Origin of the sequence: Sodalis sp. (in: enterobacteria), assembly GCF_051710625.1 — a bacterium.
Taxonomy (GTDB): domain Bacteria; phylum Pseudomonadota; class Gammaproteobacteria; order Enterobacterales; family Enterobacteriaceae; genus JBPESN01.
In genome coordinates, this window is record NZ_JBPESN010000001.1 from 33,289 (window position 1) to 52,790 (window position 19,502).

General features: G+C 54.6%; 16 protein-coding genes, 2 tRNA genes and 5 pseudogenes. 15 read left to right on the plus strand and 8 right to left on the minus strand.

Annotation, left to right across the window (positions count from 1 at the left end; all coding sequences use genetic code 11):
- Nucleotides 1-56: 56 nt before the first annotated feature.
- The 3 genes and pseudogenes from dgt (at nt 57) to ACTBDU_RS00300 (ending at nt 4,499) form a co-directional block, all read left to right on the plus strand.
- Nucleotides 57-1,571: a dGTPase gene (gene dgt / locus ACTBDU_RS00290; RefSeq protein WP_438805133.1), complete on the plus strand. Its 1,515-nt coding sequence runs from the start codon at nt 57-59 to the stop codon at nt 1,569-1,571.
- Nucleotides 1,572-1,724: 153 nt separating this feature from the next.
- Nucleotides 1,725-3,133, plus strand: a pseudogene (gene degP, locus ACTBDU_RS00295) (serine endoprotease DegP).
- Between the two features lie 208 nt (nt 3,134-3,341).
- Nucleotides 3,342-4,499: pseudogene (locus tag ACTBDU_RS00300) on the plus strand (CdaR family transcriptional regulator).
- Between the two features lie 230 nt (nt 4,500-4,729).
- On the opposite strand, the gene ACTBDU_RS00305 reads toward ACTBDU_RS00300, so the two are convergent.
- From ACTBDU_RS00305 to ACTBDU_RS00315, 3 genes are all read right to left on the minus strand, one after another.
- Nucleotides 4,730-5,206 (minus strand): hypothetical protein, encoded by a 477-nt coding sequence (locus tag ACTBDU_RS00305; RefSeq protein ID WP_438805134.1) that lies wholly within the window; start codon nt 5,204-5,206, stop codon nt 4,730-4,732.
- 292 nt (nt 5,207-5,498) lie between these two features.
- Nucleotides 5,499-5,777, minus strand: a complete 279-nt coding sequence (locus ACTBDU_RS00310; RefSeq protein ID WP_438805135.1) for a hypothetical protein — start codon at nt 5,775-5,777, stop codon at nt 5,499-5,501.
- Nucleotides 5,778-5,798: 21 nt separating this feature from the next.
- Entirely contained in the window at nt 5,799-6,077 is a 279-nt protein-coding gene (locus ACTBDU_RS00315; RefSeq protein WP_438805136.1) for a helix-turn-helix domain-containing protein, read from the minus strand.
- Nucleotides 6,078-6,247: 170 nt separating this feature from the next.
- Here ACTBDU_RS00315 and ACTBDU_RS00320 point away from each other — a divergent pair, with 170 nt between their 5' ends.
- The 10 genes and pseudogenes from ACTBDU_RS00320 to ACTBDU_RS00365 all read left to right on the plus strand — a co-directional run bounded on the left by ACTBDU_RS00320 (nt 6,248) and on the right by ACTBDU_RS00365 (nt 11,637).
- Entirely contained in the window at nt 6,248-6,484 is a 237-nt protein-coding gene (locus ACTBDU_RS00320) for a helix-turn-helix domain-containing protein (protein ID WP_438805137.1), read from the plus strand.
- Nucleotides 6,485-6,486: 2 nt separating this feature from the next.
- Nucleotides 6,487-7,044, plus strand: a complete 558-nt coding sequence (locus ACTBDU_RS00325) for a DNA-binding protein (RefSeq protein WP_438805138.1) — start codon at nt 6,487-6,489, stop codon at nt 7,042-7,044.
- Nucleotides 7,014-7,742, plus strand: a complete 729-nt coding sequence (locus ACTBDU_RS00330; RefSeq protein WP_438805139.1) for a hypothetical protein — start codon at nt 7,014-7,016, stop codon at nt 7,740-7,742. Before ACTBDU_RS00325 ends, ACTBDU_RS00330 begins: the two co-directional genes overlap by 31 nt.
- Before the next feature lie 5 nt (nt 7,743-7,747).
- Nucleotides 7,748-7,963: a hypothetical protein gene (locus ACTBDU_RS00335; protein ID WP_438805140.1), complete on the plus strand. Its 216-nt coding sequence runs from the start codon at nt 7,748-7,750 to the stop codon at nt 7,961-7,963.
- A 60-nt stretch (nt 7,964-8,023) separates the two neighbouring features.
- Complete coding sequence (locus ACTBDU_RS00340) at nt 8,024-8,284, plus strand: baseplate J/gp47 family protein (protein WP_438805213.1); 261 nt, start codon at nt 8,024-8,026, stop codon at nt 8,282-8,284.
- A gap of 347 nt (nt 8,285-8,631) precedes the next feature.
- The gene (locus ACTBDU_RS00345) at nt 8,632-9,141 is read left to right on the plus strand and encodes a YmfQ family protein (RefSeq protein ID WP_438805141.1); all 510 of its coding nucleotides are present in this window, start codon (nt 8,632-8,634) and stop codon (nt 9,139-9,141) included.
- Nucleotides 9,138-9,326 carry a hypothetical protein gene (locus tag ACTBDU_RS00350; RefSeq protein ID WP_438805142.1) on the plus strand — a complete coding sequence of 63 codons (189 nt, stop codon included), beginning with the start codon at nt 9,138-9,140 and terminating at the stop codon, nt 9,324-9,326. Before ACTBDU_RS00345 ends, ACTBDU_RS00350 begins: the two co-directional genes overlap by 4 nt.
- A 30-nt stretch (nt 9,327-9,356) precedes the next feature.
- Nucleotides 9,357-9,839, plus strand: coding sequence for a hypothetical protein (locus tag ACTBDU_RS00355; protein WP_438805143.1), 483 nt, complete (start codon nt 9,357-9,359; stop codon nt 9,837-9,839).
- Nucleotides 9,836-10,366, plus strand: coding sequence for a tail fiber domain-containing protein (locus ACTBDU_RS00360; protein ID WP_438805144.1), 531 nt, complete (start codon nt 9,836-9,838; stop codon nt 10,364-10,366). The genes ACTBDU_RS00355 and ACTBDU_RS00360 overlap by 4 nt, the downstream gene beginning before the upstream one ends.
- Before the next feature lie 96 nt (nt 10,367-10,462).
- A pseudogene (locus ACTBDU_RS00365) lies at nt 10,463-11,637 on the plus strand (IS3 family transposase).
- An 18-nt stretch (nt 11,638-11,655) separates the two neighbouring features.
- Here ACTBDU_RS00365 and ACTBDU_RS00370 read toward each other — a convergent pair.
- Nucleotides 11,656-11,731, minus strand: a tRNA-Ala gene (locus tag ACTBDU_RS00370).
- A 108-nt stretch (nt 11,732-11,839) separates the two neighbouring features.
- Nucleotides 11,840-13,267, minus strand: a complete 1,428-nt coding sequence (gene gltX / locus ACTBDU_RS00375) for a glutamate--tRNA ligase (RefSeq protein ID WP_438805145.1) — start codon at nt 13,265-13,267, stop codon at nt 11,840-11,842.
- Between the two features lie 246 nt (nt 13,268-13,513).
- Between gltX and ACTBDU_RS00380 the strand changes: the two genes are divergently transcribed.
- Together ACTBDU_RS00380 and ACTBDU_RS00385 are read left to right on the plus strand one after the other, a co-directional pair.
- Nucleotides 13,514-13,589 (plus strand) — tRNA-Val (locus ACTBDU_RS00380).
- 76 nt (nt 13,590-13,665) lie between these two features.
- A pseudogene (locus tag ACTBDU_RS00385) lies at nt 13,666-14,836 on the plus strand (IS3 family transposase).
- A 206-nt stretch (nt 14,837-15,042) separates the two neighbouring features.
- On the opposite strand, the gene clpB reads toward ACTBDU_RS00385, so the two are convergent.
- The 3 genes and pseudogenes from clpB to rluD all read right to left on the minus strand — a co-directional run bounded on the left by clpB (nt 15,043) and on the right by rluD (nt 19,374).
- A complete protein-coding gene (gene clpB / locus ACTBDU_RS00390; RefSeq protein ID WP_438805146.1) occupies nt 15,043-17,616 on the minus strand; it encodes an ATP-dependent chaperone ClpB in 2,574 nt (857 codons plus the stop codon).
- 130 nt (nt 17,617-17,746) lie between these two features.
- Nucleotides 17,747-18,397: pseudogene (locus ACTBDU_RS00395) on the minus strand (laccase domain-containing protein).
- Nucleotides 18,394-19,374 carry a 23S rRNA pseudouridine(1911/1915/1917) synthase RluD gene (gene rluD / locus ACTBDU_RS00400; RefSeq protein WP_438805147.1) on the minus strand — a complete coding sequence of 327 codons (981 nt, stop codon included), beginning with the start codon at nt 19,372-19,374 and terminating at the stop codon, nt 18,394-18,396. The pseudogene ACTBDU_RS00395 and the gene rluD overlap by 4 nt, the downstream one beginning before the upstream one ends.
- Nucleotides 19,375-19,502 lie beyond the last annotated feature (128 nt).

Below are 19,502 nucleotides of genomic sequence, written 5' to 3' on the forward strand. Positions count from 1 at the left end.
AAATGTTGAAGGGCGTTTATAGGCTGCATTCTAGCATGCCTGGCACGGGGCAAAAGATGTCCGAGATCGACTTCAGTCATAAAATCAGTTTTCAACGGCCCTATAGTCCGGCGATCAGCGCCCAGGATGATTATGCCATTATTCGCCAGTTTGAAAGCGACCGCGGGCGAATCATCAATTCCGCCGCTATACGCCGGCTTCAGCAAAAAACCCAGGTTTTTCCGCTGGAGCGCAATGCCGCGGTGCGTTCGCGCCTGACGCATTCGCTGGAAGTACAGCAGGTGGGGCGCCATATCGTGAAAGAGATATTTCATCATCTTAAAAACGACGGGCGCATTGGCGCACTGGGATTATCGCAACTGGAAGCTCCCTGCGAGAGTATGGTCGAAATGGCCTGCCTGATGCACGATATCGGCAATCCGCCGTTCGGCCATTTCGGCGAAGCAGCGATCAATGACTGGTTTCGCCGCCGGCTGGATATCGCCGGTCTGGAACAGGACGCGCTCGGCAATGACCGCTGTCAGGTAGGCAGCCTGCGCCTGCGCACCGGCGACGAAGACAACAATGCGCTGCGCAGCCGTATCCGCCTCGACCTGTGCCATTTTGAAGGCAACGCCCAGGCCATCCGTATGGTCCATAGCCTGCTGAAGCTTAATTTGACCTATGCGCAGGTCGGCTGCATTCTCAAATACACCCGGCCGGCCTACTGGCATGGGCCGGCCCCGGCGCCCTTCAGCTATTTGATGAAGAAGCCCGGCTTTTATCTGGCAGAAGAGGAGTATGTCCAGACGCTGCGCCGCGAATTATCCCTGGGTGAATTCCACCGCTTTCCGCTGACGTATATCATGGAAGCCGCCGATGATATTTCGTATTGCATTGCCGACCTGGAAGACGCGGTGGAGAAAAAAATCTTTACCGTGGAACAATTGTACCTATTCTTGCAAAAAGAATGGGGCAGCGTCGTTAAAGGCGATCTGTTCGATAAAGTCATCGGCCAGGCGTTTAATAAAATAAGACGTTATCAAGGGCTGCGCAGCGGCGACCAGTTTTTTATGTATTTACGGGTCAATACCGTGGCGCGACTCGTGCCCCACGCGGCGCTGCGTTTTCTGGATAATCTGGCGCCTATTTACGACGGCCGTTTCAATCAGGCGCTGCTGGAGGACTCAAGTCCGGCATTTCGGTTGTTAAAGATATTTAAAAGTATTGCTTTCAAGCATGTGTTCAATCACCCGGAAGTAGAGCAGCTGGAACTGCAGGGTTACCGTGTGATAAGCGGCCTGCTGGAAATTTATAATCCCCTGCTCGAGATGTCTCAGGCGGATTTCCAGCGGCTGGTGACAGAGGACTACCATCCCGCGCATCCCATCGCTAGCCTGCTGTATCATAAACTGTCCGCCAAGCATCGTCTGACTTATGGCGAAGCCATGGAAACGGTCAACCGCCATCCCGCCGGCCAGCAATCCATGATGGAATTTTATTATCGCGCCCGTTTGATTCAGGATTATATTAGCGGAATGACCGATCTTTATGCCTGGGATGAATATCGTCGGTTGATGGCCGCCGAGTAGCGGCGGTAACGGTGGTCACTTGTAAAGCGGATCAATATTTATTTACCTTTGCCGTTTTCTTTGCGCTGAACTACAGGTTATTTCATTACTCTCATGGAGAAATGCAACACATTCTGCATCATGGCCCCTTAATTTTAGTCGAGACAATCACAGATGAAAAAATCCACGTTGGCCCTGACGGCGCTTGCTCTGAATTTGGGCAGGGCGCTGAGTCTTGTCTCTGTCTTTGTGGCAGAAACCGCCTCGACCAATCAGCAGTTACCCAGCCTGGCGCCGATGCTGGAAAAGGTCATGCCCTCAGTGGTGAGTATCAGCGTCGAGAGCAGCACGCCGGTCACGTCGCGGCAAATGCCCGATCAGTCAAAACAATTCTTCGGCCAAAACTCGCTTTTGTGCCAGGGCGGCAGCGATGAGAGAAGCGATGACGGAGGGGAGGGCTGCAGCGCGCCGGCCCAGGAAAAATTCCAGGCGCTGGGTGCCGGGTCATTATCGATGCCGCGAAAGGCTATGTGGTGAGCAACAATCATGTGGTCAATGACGCTTCCAAAATACAGGTACAGCTTAACGATGGTCGCAAATTCGACGCCAAGCTTATCGGTAAGGATCCGCGTTCTGATATTGCACTGGTGCAACTGATCGATTTTAAAAATCTGACCGCTATCAAAATGGCGGACTCCGATCAGCTGCGCGTTGGGGATTATACCGTGGCCATCGGCAATCCCTACGGCCTGGGGGAAACGGCAACGTCTGGGATTGTGTCGGCGCTGGGACGCAGCGGACTGAATATTGAAAATTATGAAAACTTTATTCAGATCAATGCCGCAATTAACCGCGGCAATTCCGGCGGCGCGCTGGTTAATCTTAACGGCGAGCTTATCGGCATTAACACTACCATTTTGCCGCCGGACGGCGGCAAAATCAGTATCGGCTTTGCCATACCGAGCAATATGGTGAAAAATCTGACCAAACAGATTCTTGAATTCGGCCAGGTTAAACGCGGCGAAACCGGCATCCTCGGCACCGAGTTAACGCCAGAGCTGGCCAAAGCGATGAAAATCGACGCCCGGCGCAGCGAGTTCGTCAGTCAGGTGATGCCGAAATCCGCTGCGGAGAAAGCCGCCGTCAAGGCGGGAGATGTCATCGTGACCATGAACGGCAAGGCGCTGAACAGCTTCGCCTCGTTCCGGGCAGATATTAGCTCGCAGCCGGTGGGCACCAAAATGACCCTTGGCCTGCTGCGTGACGGTAAACCGGTGACGGTCGATATTACCCTTGAGCAAAGTACGCAGTCTCAGGTCGACTCCGGAATGATTTTTACCGGTATTGAGGGAGCGGAGCTCAGTAATACCGAGCTTGACGGTCAGAAAAACGTGCGGGTCGATAACGTGACAGCCGGCAGCACCGCCGAGCGGGTCGGGCTGGAGAAAGGGGATGTCATTTTGGGTGTGAATCAGCAGCCGGTGGAAAATATCGGTGAGCTGCGCAAAATCCTCGACACCAAATTTAACGTACTGGCGCTGAAGATTCGCTTCGGCGATACCTCGCTGTATTTATTGGCGTAATAGATCGCTGTCAATACATCGCTGTCAATACATCGCTGCTTTAATTAAAACCGGACGGCGCGCTGGCCGTCCGGTTTTTTTCCGTCAAAAAACATGATGTTAACCACAACTTGCATGCGCCGCCGCTGACTTTGTGCATCTGCACAATGTTTGATGGCGTCACGTTGAGTATGCTGCAAGGATTGTGCAATCAGCGGTGAGGACGGCGATGGCAACCTATCATCTTGATGCCAGGCTGGCGCAGGAAATCGTAGTAAGAACCATGCAGATTATCGACAGTAACATTAACGTGATGGACGCCCGCGGCCGGATTATCGGCAGCGGCGATCGAGAGCGTATCGGCGAGCTGCATGAAGGGGCGCTGCTGGCGCTGTCCCAGGCGCAGGTGGTGGATATTTGACGATGGTGTGGCCAAGCACCTCCATGGCGTGCGCTTCGGCATCAATCTGCCGCTGAAAATCGACGGTAATATCGTCGGCGTTATCGGGTTAACCGGTAATCCCGGCCAGCTGCGTCAATATAACGAACTGGTGTGCATGACCACCGAGATGATGCTGGAGCAGGCGCGATTGCTGCATATGCTGGCGCAGGACAGCCGGCTGCGCGAGGAACTGGTGCTGAATCTTATCCGCGCCGAAGAGGTGACGCCGGCGCTCACCGAATGGGCGCAGCGCCTGAAGATCGATATTCATCAGCCGCGCGTGGCGACGGTGGTGGAGGTGGACAGCGGGCAGTTCGGCGTTGATAGCACCATGGCCAAACTGCAGCAATTGCAAATCCTTTTGACCACGCCGGAGCGGGACAATCTTATCGCTATTGTCTCCCTGACCGAAATGGGTGGTATTGAAGCCGGCGCTTAACAGCCATGGCAGCTGGGATGCCGAGAAGCACCGGCGCCGGGTGGACAGTCTGTTTTCGCGCATGACAGAAAGCAGCTGCCTGCAGGTAGGTATCGCGTTGGGGAACTTCTTTACCGGACCCGGCGGCATTGCCCGTTCCTGGCGTCCCGCCTGTACAACCATGGGGGTAGGCAAGCGCTGAACAGTGATGAGCGGCGCTACTTTTATCCCGATTTGATGCTGCCGGTACTGTTGGACAGCTTACGCGGCGGATGGCAAGCCAATGAACTGGTGCGGCCACTGGTAAAACTCAAAGCGATGGACAGTAACGGCCTGCTGCGGCGTCCCCTTATCGCCTGGTTTCGCCATATGTGCAGCCGACGCCCACCTCGCGTGCGCTGTTTATTCACCGCAACACCCTGGAATACCGTTTGAACCGCATTTCCGAAATGACCGGCCTGGATCTGGCCAACTTTGATGATCGTCTGCTGCTGTATGTGGCGCTGCAACTGGACGATAATGTCTGAGGCGGCGGGGCGGCCCGTTATGCCGGCGCAGGGGGACTGATCTTGCCCGGCGTGCGGCGAACCGGGCAGCGCAGGCGTTGTCGGGCTTGCCGCCGTCGGTCACCACCCGCGGCAGCGAAAGCCTGAGCGTATTGCGCTGGATCCTATTCGGCCAAGGCCGGAGGCGATAGATGCGCCGCCAAGGGACGCGCCATTAAAAAACGCGCCGATGAGGGCGCGTCCCCCTGTTCTCAGGCCGCGAGAGGTTTAAGTTCGAGCCGTTGGATCTTGCCGACAATGAACAGATAACTAACGATGACCATCAAGCCGTTGGCAGCGACATAAATCAGCGCTCCGTCAAAGGAGCCGGTGCGCTGCAAGATGTATCCAATCACGATGGGGGTGGTAATCGCGCCGATTTGCGTCACCAGATTCAACACGCCGCCGCTAAGACCGACAATCTGTTTTGGTGCGCTGTCGGCGTTCACCGTCCAGCCTAAAGCGCCGACGCCTTTGCTGAAGAACGCCAGACTCATTGCCGCCACCACCACCACACCGGAGGTGGTGTAGTTACAGATGACCATGCTGGTGCATAACAGCATCTCGACGATAATCGGCGTTTTACGCGCCACCGACAGGGAGTAGCCCCAATTAAGCAGATAGTCGGAGAACAACCTTGCCCAGCACCCCGGCGATGCAGCCGCAAAGTCTGCCTCAAGAATCGACATCCCTGTGGGGTGGCAATCATTTCTGGACTCTTAAGTTAAACGATGGATTAGCCGAAAGCTCTTTAATAGCGCGGCTTACAGAGATTTTACAGATTCTGGACTCGTCGCAAAAAAATGGACAAAAAGTGATTTTTTTTGCACTAAATTCTAGACTCGAATGACTGTAGTTTGAGCAGATTTAAAGGTAGTTTAAACGCCTTTTGGGCATCCATTAGATATATGTAACTTAGGCTAAAAATATTAGTAAACCATAAAAATAATGAAATGAGATAGATAATGGCCTAATCTTTATTTAGGCCGCTCCACTTTTCTTACAGTTTAAGCTTGCCACATCTTTTACTGCACACTCTTCAGATACCGCCCCCTTTTTAGCTTCGTGTAGGGCTATCAGACGTTCTTTTCCTTCTTTTTGAAGTTGGAATAACAGGCTATCTAAGTCATCTTTACCTCCTGATAACGCCAATACACCCTTTGCCCCTTCTTGCAAAAGCAGGCTTATTAATGCCTTTAAATCTTTTTTATTCAGAGACCTATAAATCATATGCCAAGTAGCTTCTAAAGGATCCTCCATTAGGCTTTCCTCGTTAATCGACTAAATCTCGCTAGTTGAGGCCACTTCGTTTTGAGTGCATGATGAACCAAATGCAAGCCAGTCCAGGCTGACGTGTTCCTTATATGCAATGCCTTGCACCACTGTAAAAGATGGTTCTGTACCTCTAGTTAAATAGTTGTGCAATCTTGAGAAGGATAACCCCCATTTAGTTGCAGCAGCTCTGGCACTTTTATTGCCTGTAAGTTGTTTAAGGCGTGCGACAAAATTTTCTTTTCCATCCATACCAAAAGCAAAATTACTTGTTTTATTTTTTTTCATTTCTCTATAACTTATTGATTATAGTTAATAAAATATAAAAATATTTCTCATATGGGGCGATCAGAAAAGAAAATTCATTATTTACTTTACTTGTCTTAAGTTTGAGATGTCATTGCTGTATGGGTAAGCCCCATGACTTACCCGCATAATTAACTTTTTAGGGTAATCGAATGATAGATAGAAATGAAGTTAATCATCGTGACTGGTACCGGATTGATATCCTGGCCTCCCTGCACAAGAAGGGGATCACCATGCAAGATCTCTCCCGCGGCTCGGGGCTGGCGTCCAGCACGTTAAAAAACGCGCTGTATCGTCCTTATCCCAAAGGTGAACGCATTATCGCTAATGCACTCAATGTGGATCCGGCCAGCATTTGGCCGAGTCGTTATACGAGCAAGGTGTCGTAATTATGTTTGTTACGGTGAGTGAGTTAGCCGATTTACCTAGATTGCCTGGCACCTTGCAGGGACTTCGCTGGTCATTGAATAAGTGGACTGCAAATTCACCCGATTTAGTCCGTAAGTGTTCAGGCACCAAGGCTTTCGAGTACCACATCGATTGTTTGCCGGAACAAACACGCGAGATCATCAAACAACGGCACTATAAATCCCTGATTGCGAAATCAGCGGCCCAGCCGGTTGATGAGTCAGTCAAGCACAGTACCGCCATCAAGCCGCGCGATGAGCTGGCGATCATGCGTCAATGTCCGGCCCTGCTCGAGCGCAAGGTGCAGGCTCTGAACGATCAGCAGAAGCAGATTGCCGATGCGCACATGATGCTGGCACAGGAAGTGGCCCGGTTACAGCAGGACGGCATGACCCGCATTGCGGCGGTGACCTTTATCGTCGATGAGTCAAAGGCCGGCACATTGCCCGAGGCCCTGCAGCGCGCCGCCACGCTGGCTAACGCCAAAAAGGGCCGCACCCCCGGCAAGGGGTGGGCAAAAGCAGCCTACAGGAATGGGTGAGTCTCTATCTCAGCGCTGAGCGGCCCCAGGAGCGTCTGGCGATACTGGCTGCTCCCGGGAAGCTGAAGAAGCAGCGCCCCGAGGACATGACGTGGTTCTACACCCTGTTCTGGCCGCATTATGCCCGACCCTGTGGCCCGACGGTGCTGGAAGCCTACCGCGCATTTCAGGCGGACTGGCAGAGTAAATACCATGACCAGCCTGCCAGGCTGGCGGCTCCGCCGACCTACGACAAGGTCAATAGCATGGTCAAGCGTGTTGCGCCCAACCGAAGGGTCAAGGGCCGGGTCACCGGCTCGGCGCTTAAGGCGTATCAGGTGTATCAGCAGCAGGATTGGGCGCAGATGCTGGTAAATGGCTGCTGGATAGCCGACGGCAAGTCGCTAAACATGAAAGTGGCGCATCCGATACACGGGCAACCTTTTACCCCGGAGCTGACTTTGGTGCTCGACGGGCGTACCCGCTATCTCGTGGGCTGGCGCCTGTCACTGGCAGAAAACGCTATCGCAGTAGCGGATGCGTGGCGTTATGGCATCCAGCACCACGGCAAGCCGCTGTTTGCCTACTCCGATAACGGCGGCGGTGAGACCAACAAGATGCTAGATGAGGATATCACCGAGATTTTCCCCGGCTGGGTATTGAGCATATTACCGGTATCCCCAGTAACCCGCAGGCGCGGGGCATTATCGAGCGGTTGAACGGCGTGCTGCCACGCAGGCTGGCCCTGCGCTTTCAGACCTATAACGGACTAAGCACTGACCCCAATGGGGCGCGGGTGCAGGGGCAAAAACTGCTGAGTCTGTCGAATGCCTTACGTCAGGGGAAGGAGCTGAACGCCACGCAGCAAAAGACGCTGGCGATATTGCCCAGCTGGCGGCAGCTGATAGCCGCTATCGAGGAGGAGGTGCAGCGCTTATAACCACAGCCACGAGCACAGCGCGCTACCCAAGGTCAACGGTAAATCAATAACGCCGCCCTGCTGGCACGCCTGCTGGAAGTGATACGCCGCCCGCCGGCGGGCGGCAATCAATACGATTACCATCGCTGGGCGGTGTCCCTGCCCGGCGTCACCGAAGCCCATGGCTACCCGCTGCGCCGGGGCTACGGTACGGTGGATGTGGTGATAGTCACCCATAACGACCTGCCGTCGCCGGAGACGCTTAAGGCGGTGCAGCGCTACCTTGACGAGATGCGCCCGATCACCGCGAAAAACTGTCTGGTACTGGCCCCGAGGTGGTGAAAGCCGGTATCACGGCCCAGGTTAGCCTGAGCAATCTGACGCTGGAGGCCGCGCGCAAACAGATTACGACCGCGCTCAGTGACTATGTTAACCGCCTGTGACCCCCGGTGAGGTGGCGGTCAGAACCCAGCTGGGGGCGCTGATATCCGATGTGGTCGGCGTGGTGGACTACCAGTTGCTTGCCCCCAGCGCCAATGTAGTGCCGGTGGTGAACAAGCAGACCGTGCAGTGAATACACGCAGGCACCATCACAGTGGAGAAAATGCCATGAACAGCCGCGATTACGCGCAGCTGCTCAGTGCCCTGCTGCCACCGAAAAGCTATGCGCTGACCCGGTAAGCGACTCGGTGTCGAACTGCAGGCCGAGGGGAAAAGCCTGGCACAGCTGGAAATCCGCGCCGGCGAAGTGTCTGACGGGTATCACGCCCTTTCTGGCAGTCGGGCTGCTGGTCGACTGGGAGCGGATGTTGGGAATTTCCTCCGACAGCAGTACGACGCTACAGCAGTGTCGCCAGCAGGTACTGGCCAAGATTAACGCCACTGGTGGCTTGAGCCGGCAATACTTTATCAGCTTGGCCAAATCGCTGGGTTACCGCGTCACCATCGACGAGCCGGAGCCGTTCCGCGACGGCATTGGCCGGGCCGGCGAGCGTATCTGGGTGCCGGAGATTATCTGGCTGTGGATAGTCAATATTGATAACGCACAGGTGCCGGTCTACCGCTTCCGCCCCGGTAGCTCGGTGGCCGGGGAAAAGCTGCTGACCTTTGGGCAGAACCTGATTGAAGGGCTGTTTAAGGACCTGAAACCCGCGCACACCCAGGTGGTGTTTAACTACAGGGAGAAAACGCGCCCATGAAGGATATTATCGCGCCGATTGACAGCGAGGACGGGCTGTTTCATGACGGCGACCCGGCCGGCGGCGTCAAGGGGACCGTGGTCTACGCCCGGGAACTGAACGCCATGCAGGGGGCGGTCATCGATACCCAGACCGAGCAGAAAAATATTCTGGCGGCCGCCGGAATGCAGCCCAACCCGGCGTAACATAACCAGCTGGCCGAGGCCATCAAGGGGTTGATTGCGCAAGCCCGGCAGGAGAATGAAAAACGCAGCCTGCTCAGGAAAAACAACGGCGCGGATATCTTGGATAAAGCGGCGTTCGTGGCCAATCTGGGGTTAAAAAATACCGTTGAACAGGCACAAAACGCACTGGACAAACGTGCCGGTGGCACGGTTAACGGCAGTCTGCAGATCACCCATTCGGTCAATGTCGGCGACAGCGATTCAGGGCTGATTGCCAATGGCAAAGGCAGCGTGGCGCTGTACGCCAACAACGTCAAAACCGGCGAATGGAATACCCAGCGCTTGCATTGGGTACAAGACCTTGAAGTGGGTGGAAAACTGACCGCCAGTGGCGGAGCAACCGTTGGCAAAGCCGTCTCGCTATCCGGTGGCGGCTATCTCACGGATATTCCGCATTTTTATGGCCGGGGCAAAGCGGCAACGATACACGTTCAGGTGAATGCCGCTATTACCCTTATCCAGGCAATCCCATGAGCACGGAATTTTACGGTGCCGATGTGGTGAGCAGTCATTATGAACATCGCCTTATTATTAATCGCGGTGGCGGTAACATTAAGTGGTTCGTTTTTGAGTATGACGGTAGCGCTTATGCCATGCAGGGGCACTGGCAAAATAACTCGGACCGGCGGATAAAAAGCGATATTGCGAAAATAGAAAATGGCCTTGCAAAAGTCGAAACGCTGACGGGCTACACGTATGTCCTTGCCGAACATCGTCAGGCGGGTGTGATAACCGATGAGCTGGAAAAGGTCCTGCCTGAGGCAGTAGGTAATTCGGGGGACTACCACGAGAGTGATGGCACGGCTGTCAAGAATGTAAAAGCCGTCGCCTACGGTAGTATCACTGCGTTGCTGATTGAAGCAATAAAAAACCTGTCCGCGAAAGTGAAAGCGCAGCAGGCAGAGATTGAGGTACTGAAAAGCGTAATGCGCTCAGCGCTGGACGTGGCCGAATCACCGGCACAGACTCAGAATATGGATAATGACGGGGAGACACCCTAAATGAAAGAGATTATTTCGTCAATTGTAGTGGCATACTGAATTTGGCCACCTTGAACAGAGGTGATATGCTCACCTCAGAACAACACTGGTGCACCAATGAAAAGAAGAAATTTTAGTCCTGAATTCAAACGCGAATCCGCTCAACCGGTTGTCGACTAAAATTACACTGCCGCGCCAGCAGCAAAAGCCATGGACGTCAGTTTTTCTACGATGACGAAATGGGTAAAACAACTGCGTGATGAGCGACAGGGGAAAACGCCAAAAGCCTCTCCCATAACCCCGAAATAAATCGAAATACGTGAGCTTAAGAAGAAGGTACAACGCATTGAAATGGGAAACGAAATATTAAAAAAGGCTACAGCGCTCTTGATGTCAGACTCCCTGAACAGTTCTCGTTAATCGGGAAACTCAGAGTGCATTATCTTGTGGCCACACTCTGCCACGTGTTCAGGGTTCATCGCAGCAGTTACAAATACTGGAAAAGTCGTCCTGACAGGCCAGACGGCAGGCGAACAGTATTGCGCAGTCAGGTTCATGAACTGCACAGTATCAGCCATGATGCCGCTGGCGCGAGAAGTATCGCCACCATGGCAACCCAGAGAGGCTTCCGCATGGGGCGCTGGCTCGCAGGCAGGCTCATGAAAGAGCTGGGGCTGGTCAGTTGTCAGCAGCCGATGCACAGGCACAGGTATAAGCGTGGCGGTCAGCAGCATGTTGCGATCCCGAATTATCTTGAGCGCCAGTTCGCTGTAACGGAGCCAAACCAGGTATGGTGCGGCGATGTGACGTATATCTAGACCGGGAAACGCTGGGCATACCTTGCGGTTGTTCTTGATCTGTTCGCGAGGAAACCGGTGGACTGGGCTATGTTGTTCTCCCCGGACAGCAGACTGACCATCAAAGCACTGGAAATGGCATGGGAAACGCGCGGTAAACCAGCCCGGAGTGATGTTCCACAGCGATCAGGGTAGCCGCTATACGAGCGGGCAGTTCCGACAGTTGCTGTGGTGTACCGGATCAAACAAAGCATGAGTTGCCGGGGTGACTGTTGGGATAATGGTCCGATGGAGCGCTTTTTCAGAAGTCTGAAAAACGAGTGGATACCGGTAACGGGCTACATAAGCTTTAGCGAAGCAGCTCATAAAATTATCGGCTATATCGTGGGATATTACAGCGCACCCAGGCCGCATGAATATAACGGTGGATCGCCACCAAACGAATCAGAAAATAGATACTGGAAAAACGCGGACGCGGTGATCAGTTTTAGTTGATCACTACAGTTTTTTTATTGGTGGAGCTAAGCGGGATCGAACCGCTGACCTCTTGCATGCCATGCAAGCGCTCTCCCAACTGAGCTATAGCCCCGTACTACGGATGCCGCCTCTGGTGGACGAGGCGAATGATATGAATTCCAACAAACTCTGTCAACGGCTAAATTCACCAAACGGGTTAAACGCTGAAAAAGTCGGCAAATCAGTGCTGACCCGCGCTTTCCTGCGCCCGACGGGCGATAAAGTCCAACGCCTTAACGATGCGCGCTAAACAGCGCGACTGGCCTATGGCATGCACGGTGACGTCAAGGCCGGGAGACTGGCCGGCGCCAGTAACCGCAACGCGCAGCGGCATACCGACTTTACCCATGCCGACCTGTAGCGCCTCGGCCGTTTGCTCAATAGCCGCATGTACTGTGGCCGGCGTCCATTCACTGAGCGCCGCCAGATTGGCGCGTACCGCCTTCAGCGCCGAGACCGCCATCGGGCGCAAATGCTTCTTGGCCGCGTCGGCATCGAATTCGCTGAAATCCTCGTAGAAGTAGCGGCAGCTGATTACTATCTCTTTCAGCGTCTTGCAGCGCTCGCCCAGCAGCTTCACCAGCGCCGCCAGCCGCGGGCCGGTGCGGGTATCAATTCCCTGCTGCTCGATATGCCAGACCAGATGTGTCGCGACGTAGTCGGCCGGCAGGTTATTAATATAATGACGATTCAGCCACAGTAGCTTTTCGGTGTTGAAGGCGCTGGCGGACTTGCTCACCGCCTCAAGGCTGAAGAACTGTTTCATTTCGTCGACGCTGAAAATCTCCTGATCGCCGTGGGACCATCCCAGGCGCACCAAATAGTTCAGCACCGCTTCCGGCAAAAAACCGTCATCGCGGTATTGCATGACCCCTACCGCGCCATGGCGTTTGGAGAGTTTTTTGCCATCATCGCCCAGAATCATCGAGACATGGGCATAAACCGGCACCGGCGCGCCCAGCGCCTTGAGGATATTGATTTGGCGCGGCGTATTATTGATATGGTCTTCCCCGCGGATAACGTGGGTTATCGCCATATCAAAATCGTCGACCACCACGCAGAAATTGTAGGTCGGCGACCCGTCGGTGCGGCGGATGATGAGATCATCCAGCTCCTGATTGCTAGATTCGATAGGTCCACGGATGAGGTCATTAAACACCACCGAGCCGTCCTGCGGGTTGCGAAAACGCACCACGCAGGGTTCATCATCGGCATGATGCTCATGGCTGTCGCGGCAGCGGCCGTCGTAGCGCGGTTTTTCGCCCCGGGCCATCTGCGCTTCGCGCAACGTTTCCAGCCGCTCTTTAGCGCAATAACAGTGATAGGCGGTGCCCTTGGACAGCATATCGTCAATGACCGCGTTATAGCGGTCGAAACGTCTAGTCTGAAAATAGGGGCCTTCGTCCCAGTCCAGGTTGAGCCAGTTCATACCCTCCATAATGGCGTCAATCGCCTGCTGCTTTGAGCGCTCAAGATCGGTGTCTTCTATGCGCAGCACAAACTCCCCACCCAGATGACGGGCGAACAGCCACGAATAGAGCGCGGTGCGCGCGCCACCGACATGTAAATAGCCGGTGGGACTGGGCGCGAAACGGGTTTTAATTTTCATCAGCTACATTGCCTTCATTACGCAGGGCGAACAGCCGGAATGGCGTTTCCGCCCCACAATAAAAAGTGGGGAATAGTCTACCACTTGAGGGCGAATCCTCAACGCCTGTCCACATCCGGCAGGTTTTTTTGCTCAGACCGGGGTAAAACCGCCCGGGATGGCTAAATTTAATACGAACACGCAAATTCACGGGAAAAATCGTTGACTCATTTCGGCGGTTCCCTATAATGCGACCCCACACAGCGGGGGTGATTAGCTCAGCTGGGAGAGCACCTCCCTTACAAGGAGGGGGTCGGCGGTTCGATCCCGTCATCACCCACCACGATTGTAGTAACAGACTGAATTTGGCCGCCTGAACTGAGGTGGCATTCTCACCTCAGAACAAGACGGGTGCCGCAATAAAAAGAAGAAATTTTAGTCCTGAATTTAAACGCGAATCCGCTCAACCGGTTGTCGACCAAAATTACACCGCCGCACAAGCAGCAAAAGCCATGGGCGTCAGCCTTTCTACGATGGCGAAATGAATAAAACAACTGCGTGATGAGCGACAGGGGAAAACGCCAAAAGCCTCTCCCATAACCCCGGAACAAATCGAAATACGTGAGCTCACGAAGAAGGTACAACGCATTGAAATAGAAAACGAAATATTAAAAAAGGCTACAACGCTCTTGATGTCAGACTCCCTGAACAGTTCTCGTTAATCGGGAAACTTAGAGCGCATTATCCTGTCGCCACACTCTGCCACGTGTTCAGGGTTCATCGCAGCAGTTACAAATACTGGAAAAGTCGTCCTGACAGGCCAGGCGGCAGGCGAACAGTATTGCGCAGTCAGGTTCATGAACTGCACAGTACCAGCCATGGTGCCGCTGGCGCGAGAAGTATCGCCACCATGGCAACCCAGAGAGGCTTCCGCATAGGGCGCTGGGGCTCGCAGGCAGGCTCATGAAAGAGCTGGTCAGTTGTCAGCAGCCGACGCACGGGTATAAGCGTGGCGGTCAGGAGCATGTTGCGATCCCGAATTATCTTGAGCGCCAGTTCGCTGTAACGGAGCCAATCCAGGTATGGTGCGACGATGTGGCGTATATCTAAACCGGGAAACGCTGGGCATACCTTGCGGTTGTTCTTGATCTGTATCTGTTCGCGAGGAAAGCGGTGGGCTGGGCTATATCGTTCTCCCCGGACAGCAGACTGACCATCAAAGCACTGGAAATAGCATGGGAAACGCGTGGTAAACCAGCCGGAGTGATGTTCCACAGCGATCAGGGTAGCCACTATACAAGCAGGCAGTTCCGACAGTTGCTGTGGCGTTACCGGATCAAACAAAGCATGAGTCGGCGGGCTAACTGTTGGGATAACAGCCTGATGGAGCGCTTCTTCAGAAGTCTGAAAAACGAGTGGATACCGGTAACCGGCTACATAAGCTTCAGCGAAGCAGCTCATAAAATTACCGACTATATCGTGGGATATTACAGCGCACTCAGGCCGCATAAATATAACGGTGGGTTGCCACCAAACGAATCAGAAAATAGATACTGGAAAAACGCTAACGCGGTGACCAGTTTTAGTTGACCACTACATTCCCAGCCGGTGGCAAGCGCTAAACGCAAAATAAGTGTTAACTGGTAAAATTTGCAGCAGCCGTAACAGGATGTTGGTAGTTAACGCGGGAAGGTGTCAGGGACAGGTTTTACCCTGAAGACCGGTTACAGGGGGGGCAACATGCCATACCCAAACTGCGCGGGCCGGGGTAATCGTCCCGGCCCGCCGCCGCGGGTTTACTGGCTGGCGACGATATGATCGTCCTGTAGATCCAGTCTGATGGGTTTGCCCGGCAATAGCTGACCGGACAGGATCTGCTGCGATAACGGGTTTTCGATCTCTTGCTGAATGGCGCGTTTCAGCGGGCGTGCGCCATAGACGGGATTGAAGCCGGATTTGCCCAGCAGCGCCAACGCCTCATCGCTGATAGTCGTGGTGTAACCTCGTTCTTCCAAGCGCTGATAAAGACGCTGCAGTTGGATCTGAGCAATCTCGGTAATATGCTCCCGGCTCAGCGGATGGAACACGACAACTTCATCCACACGGTTGATAAACTCCGGCCGGAAATGGTGGCTGACCACATCAAGCACCATATCTTCCATTTCCGGATAGTTCATCTGGCCAAAGCGTTTCTGGATAACATCCGAACCCAGGTTGGAGGTCATGATGACCACGGTATTGCGAAAATCCACCGTGCGTCCCTGACCGTCGGTCAGTCGGCCGTCATCCAATACCTGCAGCAGGATATTGAAGACGTCAGGATGCGCCTTTTCGATCTCATCCAGCAAAATGACTGAATAAGGACGGCGGCGCACCGCCTCGGTCAGATACCCCCCTTCTTCATAACCGACATAGCCGGGAGGGGCGCCAACCAACCGCGACACCGAATGTTTTTCCATGAATTCAGACATATCGATACGCACCATTGCACCGTCGCTACCGAACAAGAACGTGGCCAGCGCTTTACCCGATTCCGTTTTACCTACCCCGGTAGGTCCCAGGAACATGAAGGAGCCGATGGGACGGTTAGGATCCGCCAAGCCGGCACGGCTGCGGCGAATAGCATTGGAAACCGCTTCCACTGCTTTATTTTGCCCAATGACCCGCTGATGTAAATCCTGCTCCATACGCAGTAGCTTTGCCCGCTCGCTTTCCAGCATCCGCGAGACCGGAATTCCCGTCCAGCGGGCTAATACTTCGGCAATCTCAATGTCGGTCACGCGATTGCGCAGTAAGCGCATACTTTTGCCTTCAGCTTGCGAGGCCGCCGCCAGTTGCTTTTCCAACTCGGGAATTTTACCGTATTGCAGCTCGGACATCCGCGCCAGGTCTCCAACGCGCCGCGCCTGTTCGATCGAGATTTTTGCCTGTTCCAATTCCGCCTTCAAATGCTGGGTGCCCGACAAAGAGGCTTTCTCCGCTTTCCATTCCTCTTCAAGTTCGGAGTAATCGCGTTCTTTTTGCGCCAGTTCGTCATTAAGCATCGCCAATCGCTTGAGACTGGCGTCATCCGATTCCTTCTTCAGCGCCTGCTGTTCCAGCTTCAACTGGATGATCCGGCGATCCAGCCGGTCAAGCTCTTCTGGTTTGGAATCGATCTGCATACGAATGCTGGATGCGGCTTCATCAATAAGATCAATAGCCTTGTCAGGCAGTTGCCTGTCGGCAATATAGCGATGGGCCAGCGTCGCGGCGGCAACAATGGCCGGATCGGTAATCTGCACATGGTGATGCACCTCATAACGTTCTTTCAAGCCGCGCAGAATAGCGATGGTATCCTCTACGTTCGGCTCGGCGACAAACACCTTCTGGAAACGCCGTTCTAGCGCGGCGTCCTTCTCGATAAATTTGCGATATTCATCAAGCGTCGTTGCGCCAACGCAGTGCAGTTCGCCGCGCGCCAATGCAGGTTTGAGCATGTTACCGGCGTCCATCGCGCCATCGGCCTTGCCGGCGCCTACCATGGTATGCAACTCATCGATAAACAGGATGACATTGCCCTCTTGCTTGGACAGATCGCTTAAAACGCCTTTCAGTCGCTCTTCAAATTCACCGCGATATTTCGCGCCCGCCACAAGCGAGCCCATATCCAGCGATAACACCCGGTTGTTCTTAAGGCCTTCGGGTACTTCGCCGTTGACGATACGCTGCGCCAGCCCTTCAACAATGGCGGTTTTACCTACTCCGGGTTCACCGATGAGGACCGGATTATTTTTGGTGCGCCGCTGGAGCACCTGGATGGTGCGGCGAATTTCTTCATCACGCCCGATAACGGGATCAAGTTTGCCCTGTTCGGCGCGCGCGGTCAGGTCGATGGTGAACTTTTTCAGCGCCATACGCTGATCTTCCGCGCCCTGATCGTCCACCTGCTCGCCGCCGTGCATCTGCTCAATGGCCTGGGTGATGGATGCCGTCGTAGCGCCCGCCGACTTCAGCAGCGCGGCCAACATGCCGCGCGACTCCAGCGACGCGAGAACGAAGAGTTCGGAAGAGATAAAACTGTCGGTGCGTTTTTGCGCCAGCTTGTCGCACAGGTTCAGCACCCACACCAGATCTTGCGAAGGCTGAACGTCGCCGCCGGTGCCTTCCACCTGCGGCAAACGCTCGCAGGCCTGTTCCACAGAGCTGATAAACGGCACCACGTTAACCCCGGCGGATTGCAGCAGCGGACGCACGGTACCGCCCTCCTGCTTTAGCAGGGCCGCCATCACGTGTAGTGGTTCGATAAATTGGTTGTCGCGCCCGAGAGCCAGGGACTGGGCGTCGGCGAGGGCAAGCTGGAATTTATTGGTAAGACGATCCGGACGCATAACTCCTCCCATATTGGTCAAAATTGCTACTCTGGAGATTAAATAAGGTCGTTTATTTAAAATTCAAGGATATTTCGCCAATAAGCTGGAAGATAATTGCTATCCATCCTGGATCGTCTTGGGCAAGAGATTATATCAGCCAGACCAAGGTTGCCATACGTCCGGTGACACCTTCGCGCCGATAGGAGAAAAAAGTATCGTTTTCCTGCACCGTGCAATGCTGACCGCCATATACGGCGTGGATCCCGGCCGTCCGCAAACGCAAACGCGCCAGTTGATAGAAATCAGCCAGATATTTTTCGCCTAGGGGGACAAACACATCTGCCGCCGCGGGGTCGTAACGGGCAAAGGCATCTTTGACTTCGGCGCCCACTTCAAACGCCTCGGGACCGATGGCCGGCCCCGGCCCCAGCCAGGCGAGAATATCCGCGCGCGGCGTCTGAAACGCCGCCAGCGTCTGCTCAAGCACGCCGGCGCACAATCCTCGCTGGGCGTCGTCCGGGTGTAAACCGCATCACCACGCATCGGCGGCGGCGGGGCACCATTGAGGGTGACCACATCAATACCGTGCCACCTGCGTTACCCGGCGCGGCGCGGCGGGTAAATCTGCCAGCGCCACCAGCCGGCGACGATTTTCCGCCACGGCCTCGGGATTATCCCCGACATGGTCGCCTACATTTAGCGAATGCCAGGGCGCGCGGCTCACGCCGCCCTCGCGGGTTGTGCTGCAGGCCCGGACCAGGGCGGGAGCAGGCCAGTCGGGCAGGATAAGCCGGCTCACAGCCAGTCCATGCTATCTTTGAACAGGTCTGTATCTGCCTTCAACGCCGCTATTAGCGCCACCATATCCTGCGGCAGCGGCGCATGCCACTCCATTTCAATCGAAGTAATGGGATGGTATAGCCGCAGCAGGGTGGCATGCAGCGCCTGGCGATCGAAACTGCGCAGCACCTCATTGAAAGCATCGGAAGCCCCCTTCGGCGGTCGCGGGCGCCCGCCGTAAAGCGGATCGCCTACCAGCGGATGATTGATATGCGCCATCTGCACGCGGATCTGATGCGTTCGTCCGGTTTCCAGACGCAACCGCAGACGCGTATGGGCGCGGAAGTGCTTCATTATACGGTAATAGGTCACCGCCGGCTTGCCCATCGGGTGCACCGCCATATGCGTCCGCTTGGTAGCGTGGCGCGCGATCGGCTGCTCCACGGTGCCGCCGGCGGTCATGGTGCCGATAGCGACCGCTTCGTATTCGCGGGTAATTTCCCGCGCCTGCAGCGACTCCACCAGACGAGTCTGCGCCGGCACGGTTTTGGCCACCACCATTAGGCCGGTCGTGTCTTTGTCCAGACGATGCACGATACCTGCACGAGGAACATCCACAATGGGCGGAAAATAATGCAGCAGCGCATTCAACACGGTGCCATCGGCATTGCCGGCGCCGGGATGCACGACCAGATAACGCGGTTTATTGATGACGAGAATATCGTCATCTTCATAAACGATATTTAGCGGTATAGCTTGCGCTTCCCAGTGCGGCACTTCTTCGATAACCGCCTGTATTTCAACATATTCACCGCCAAGCATTTTTTCTTTGGGGACTGCCGTGACCTGTCCGTTCACCCGCACCAGGCCGTCAAGGATCCAGGCTTTTATCCGCGATCGTGAATAATCAGGGAACAATTCCGCCAAAGCCTGATCTAAACGTTGCCCGAGTTGTGATTCGCTCACCGTTCCGGTGAGGTGTTGATGCTGTGCCATATAAGGTATCTTCGTTAACGTTGGGTTTTCACAGCGATGCCGTTTAAAATAGTATGCTATTGTAGCTGGTCTCATCCGGGAGCTAAACGGACACTCTCCCGGACCAACACTCTGAGTGTGGTGGCATA

What these genes read in the sequence shown, in the direction of transcription:
- dgt (WP_438805133.1), top strand. Translation starts at nt 57, where the DNA reads ATGTCCGAGATCGACTTCAGTCATAAAATCAGTTTTCAACGGCCCTAT.
- ACTBDU_RS00305 (WP_438805134.1), bottom strand. Translation starts at nt 5,206, where the DNA reads ATGTCGATTCTTGAGGCAGACTTTGCGGCTGCATCGCCGGGGTGCTGG.
- ACTBDU_RS00310 (WP_438805135.1), bottom strand. Translation starts at nt 5,777, where the DNA reads ATGGAGGATCCTTTAGAAGCTACTTGGCATATGATTTATAGGTCTCTG.
- ACTBDU_RS00315 (WP_438805136.1), bottom strand. Translation starts at nt 6,077, where the DNA reads ATGAAAAAAAATAAAACAAGTAATTTTGCTTTTGGTATGGATGGAAAA.
- ACTBDU_RS00320 (WP_438805137.1), top strand. Translation starts at nt 6,248, where the DNA reads ATGATAGATAGAAATGAAGTTAATCATCGTGACTGGTACCGGATTGAT.
- ACTBDU_RS00325 (WP_438805138.1), top strand. Translation starts at nt 6,487, where the DNA reads ATGTTTGTTACGGTGAGTGAGTTAGCCGATTTACCTAGATTGCCTGGC.
- ACTBDU_RS00350 (WP_438805142.1), top strand. Translation starts at nt 9,138, where the DNA reads ATGAAGGATATTATCGCGCCGATTGACAGCGAGGACGGGCTGTTTCAT.
- ACTBDU_RS00360 (WP_438805144.1), top strand. Translation starts at nt 9,836, where the DNA reads ATGAGCACGGAATTTTACGGTGCCGATGTGGTGAGCAGTCATTATGAA.
- gltX (WP_438805145.1), bottom strand. Translation starts at nt 13,267, where the DNA reads ATGAAAATTAAAACCCGTTTCGCGCCCAGTCCCACCGGCTATTTACAT.
- clpB (WP_438805146.1), bottom strand. Translation starts at nt 17,616, where the DNA reads ATGCGTCCGGATCGTCTTACCAATAAATTCCAGCTTGCCCTCGCCGAC.
- rluD (WP_438805147.1), bottom strand. Translation starts at nt 19,374, where the DNA reads ATGGCACAGCATCAACACCTCACCGGAACGGTGAGCGAATCACAACTC.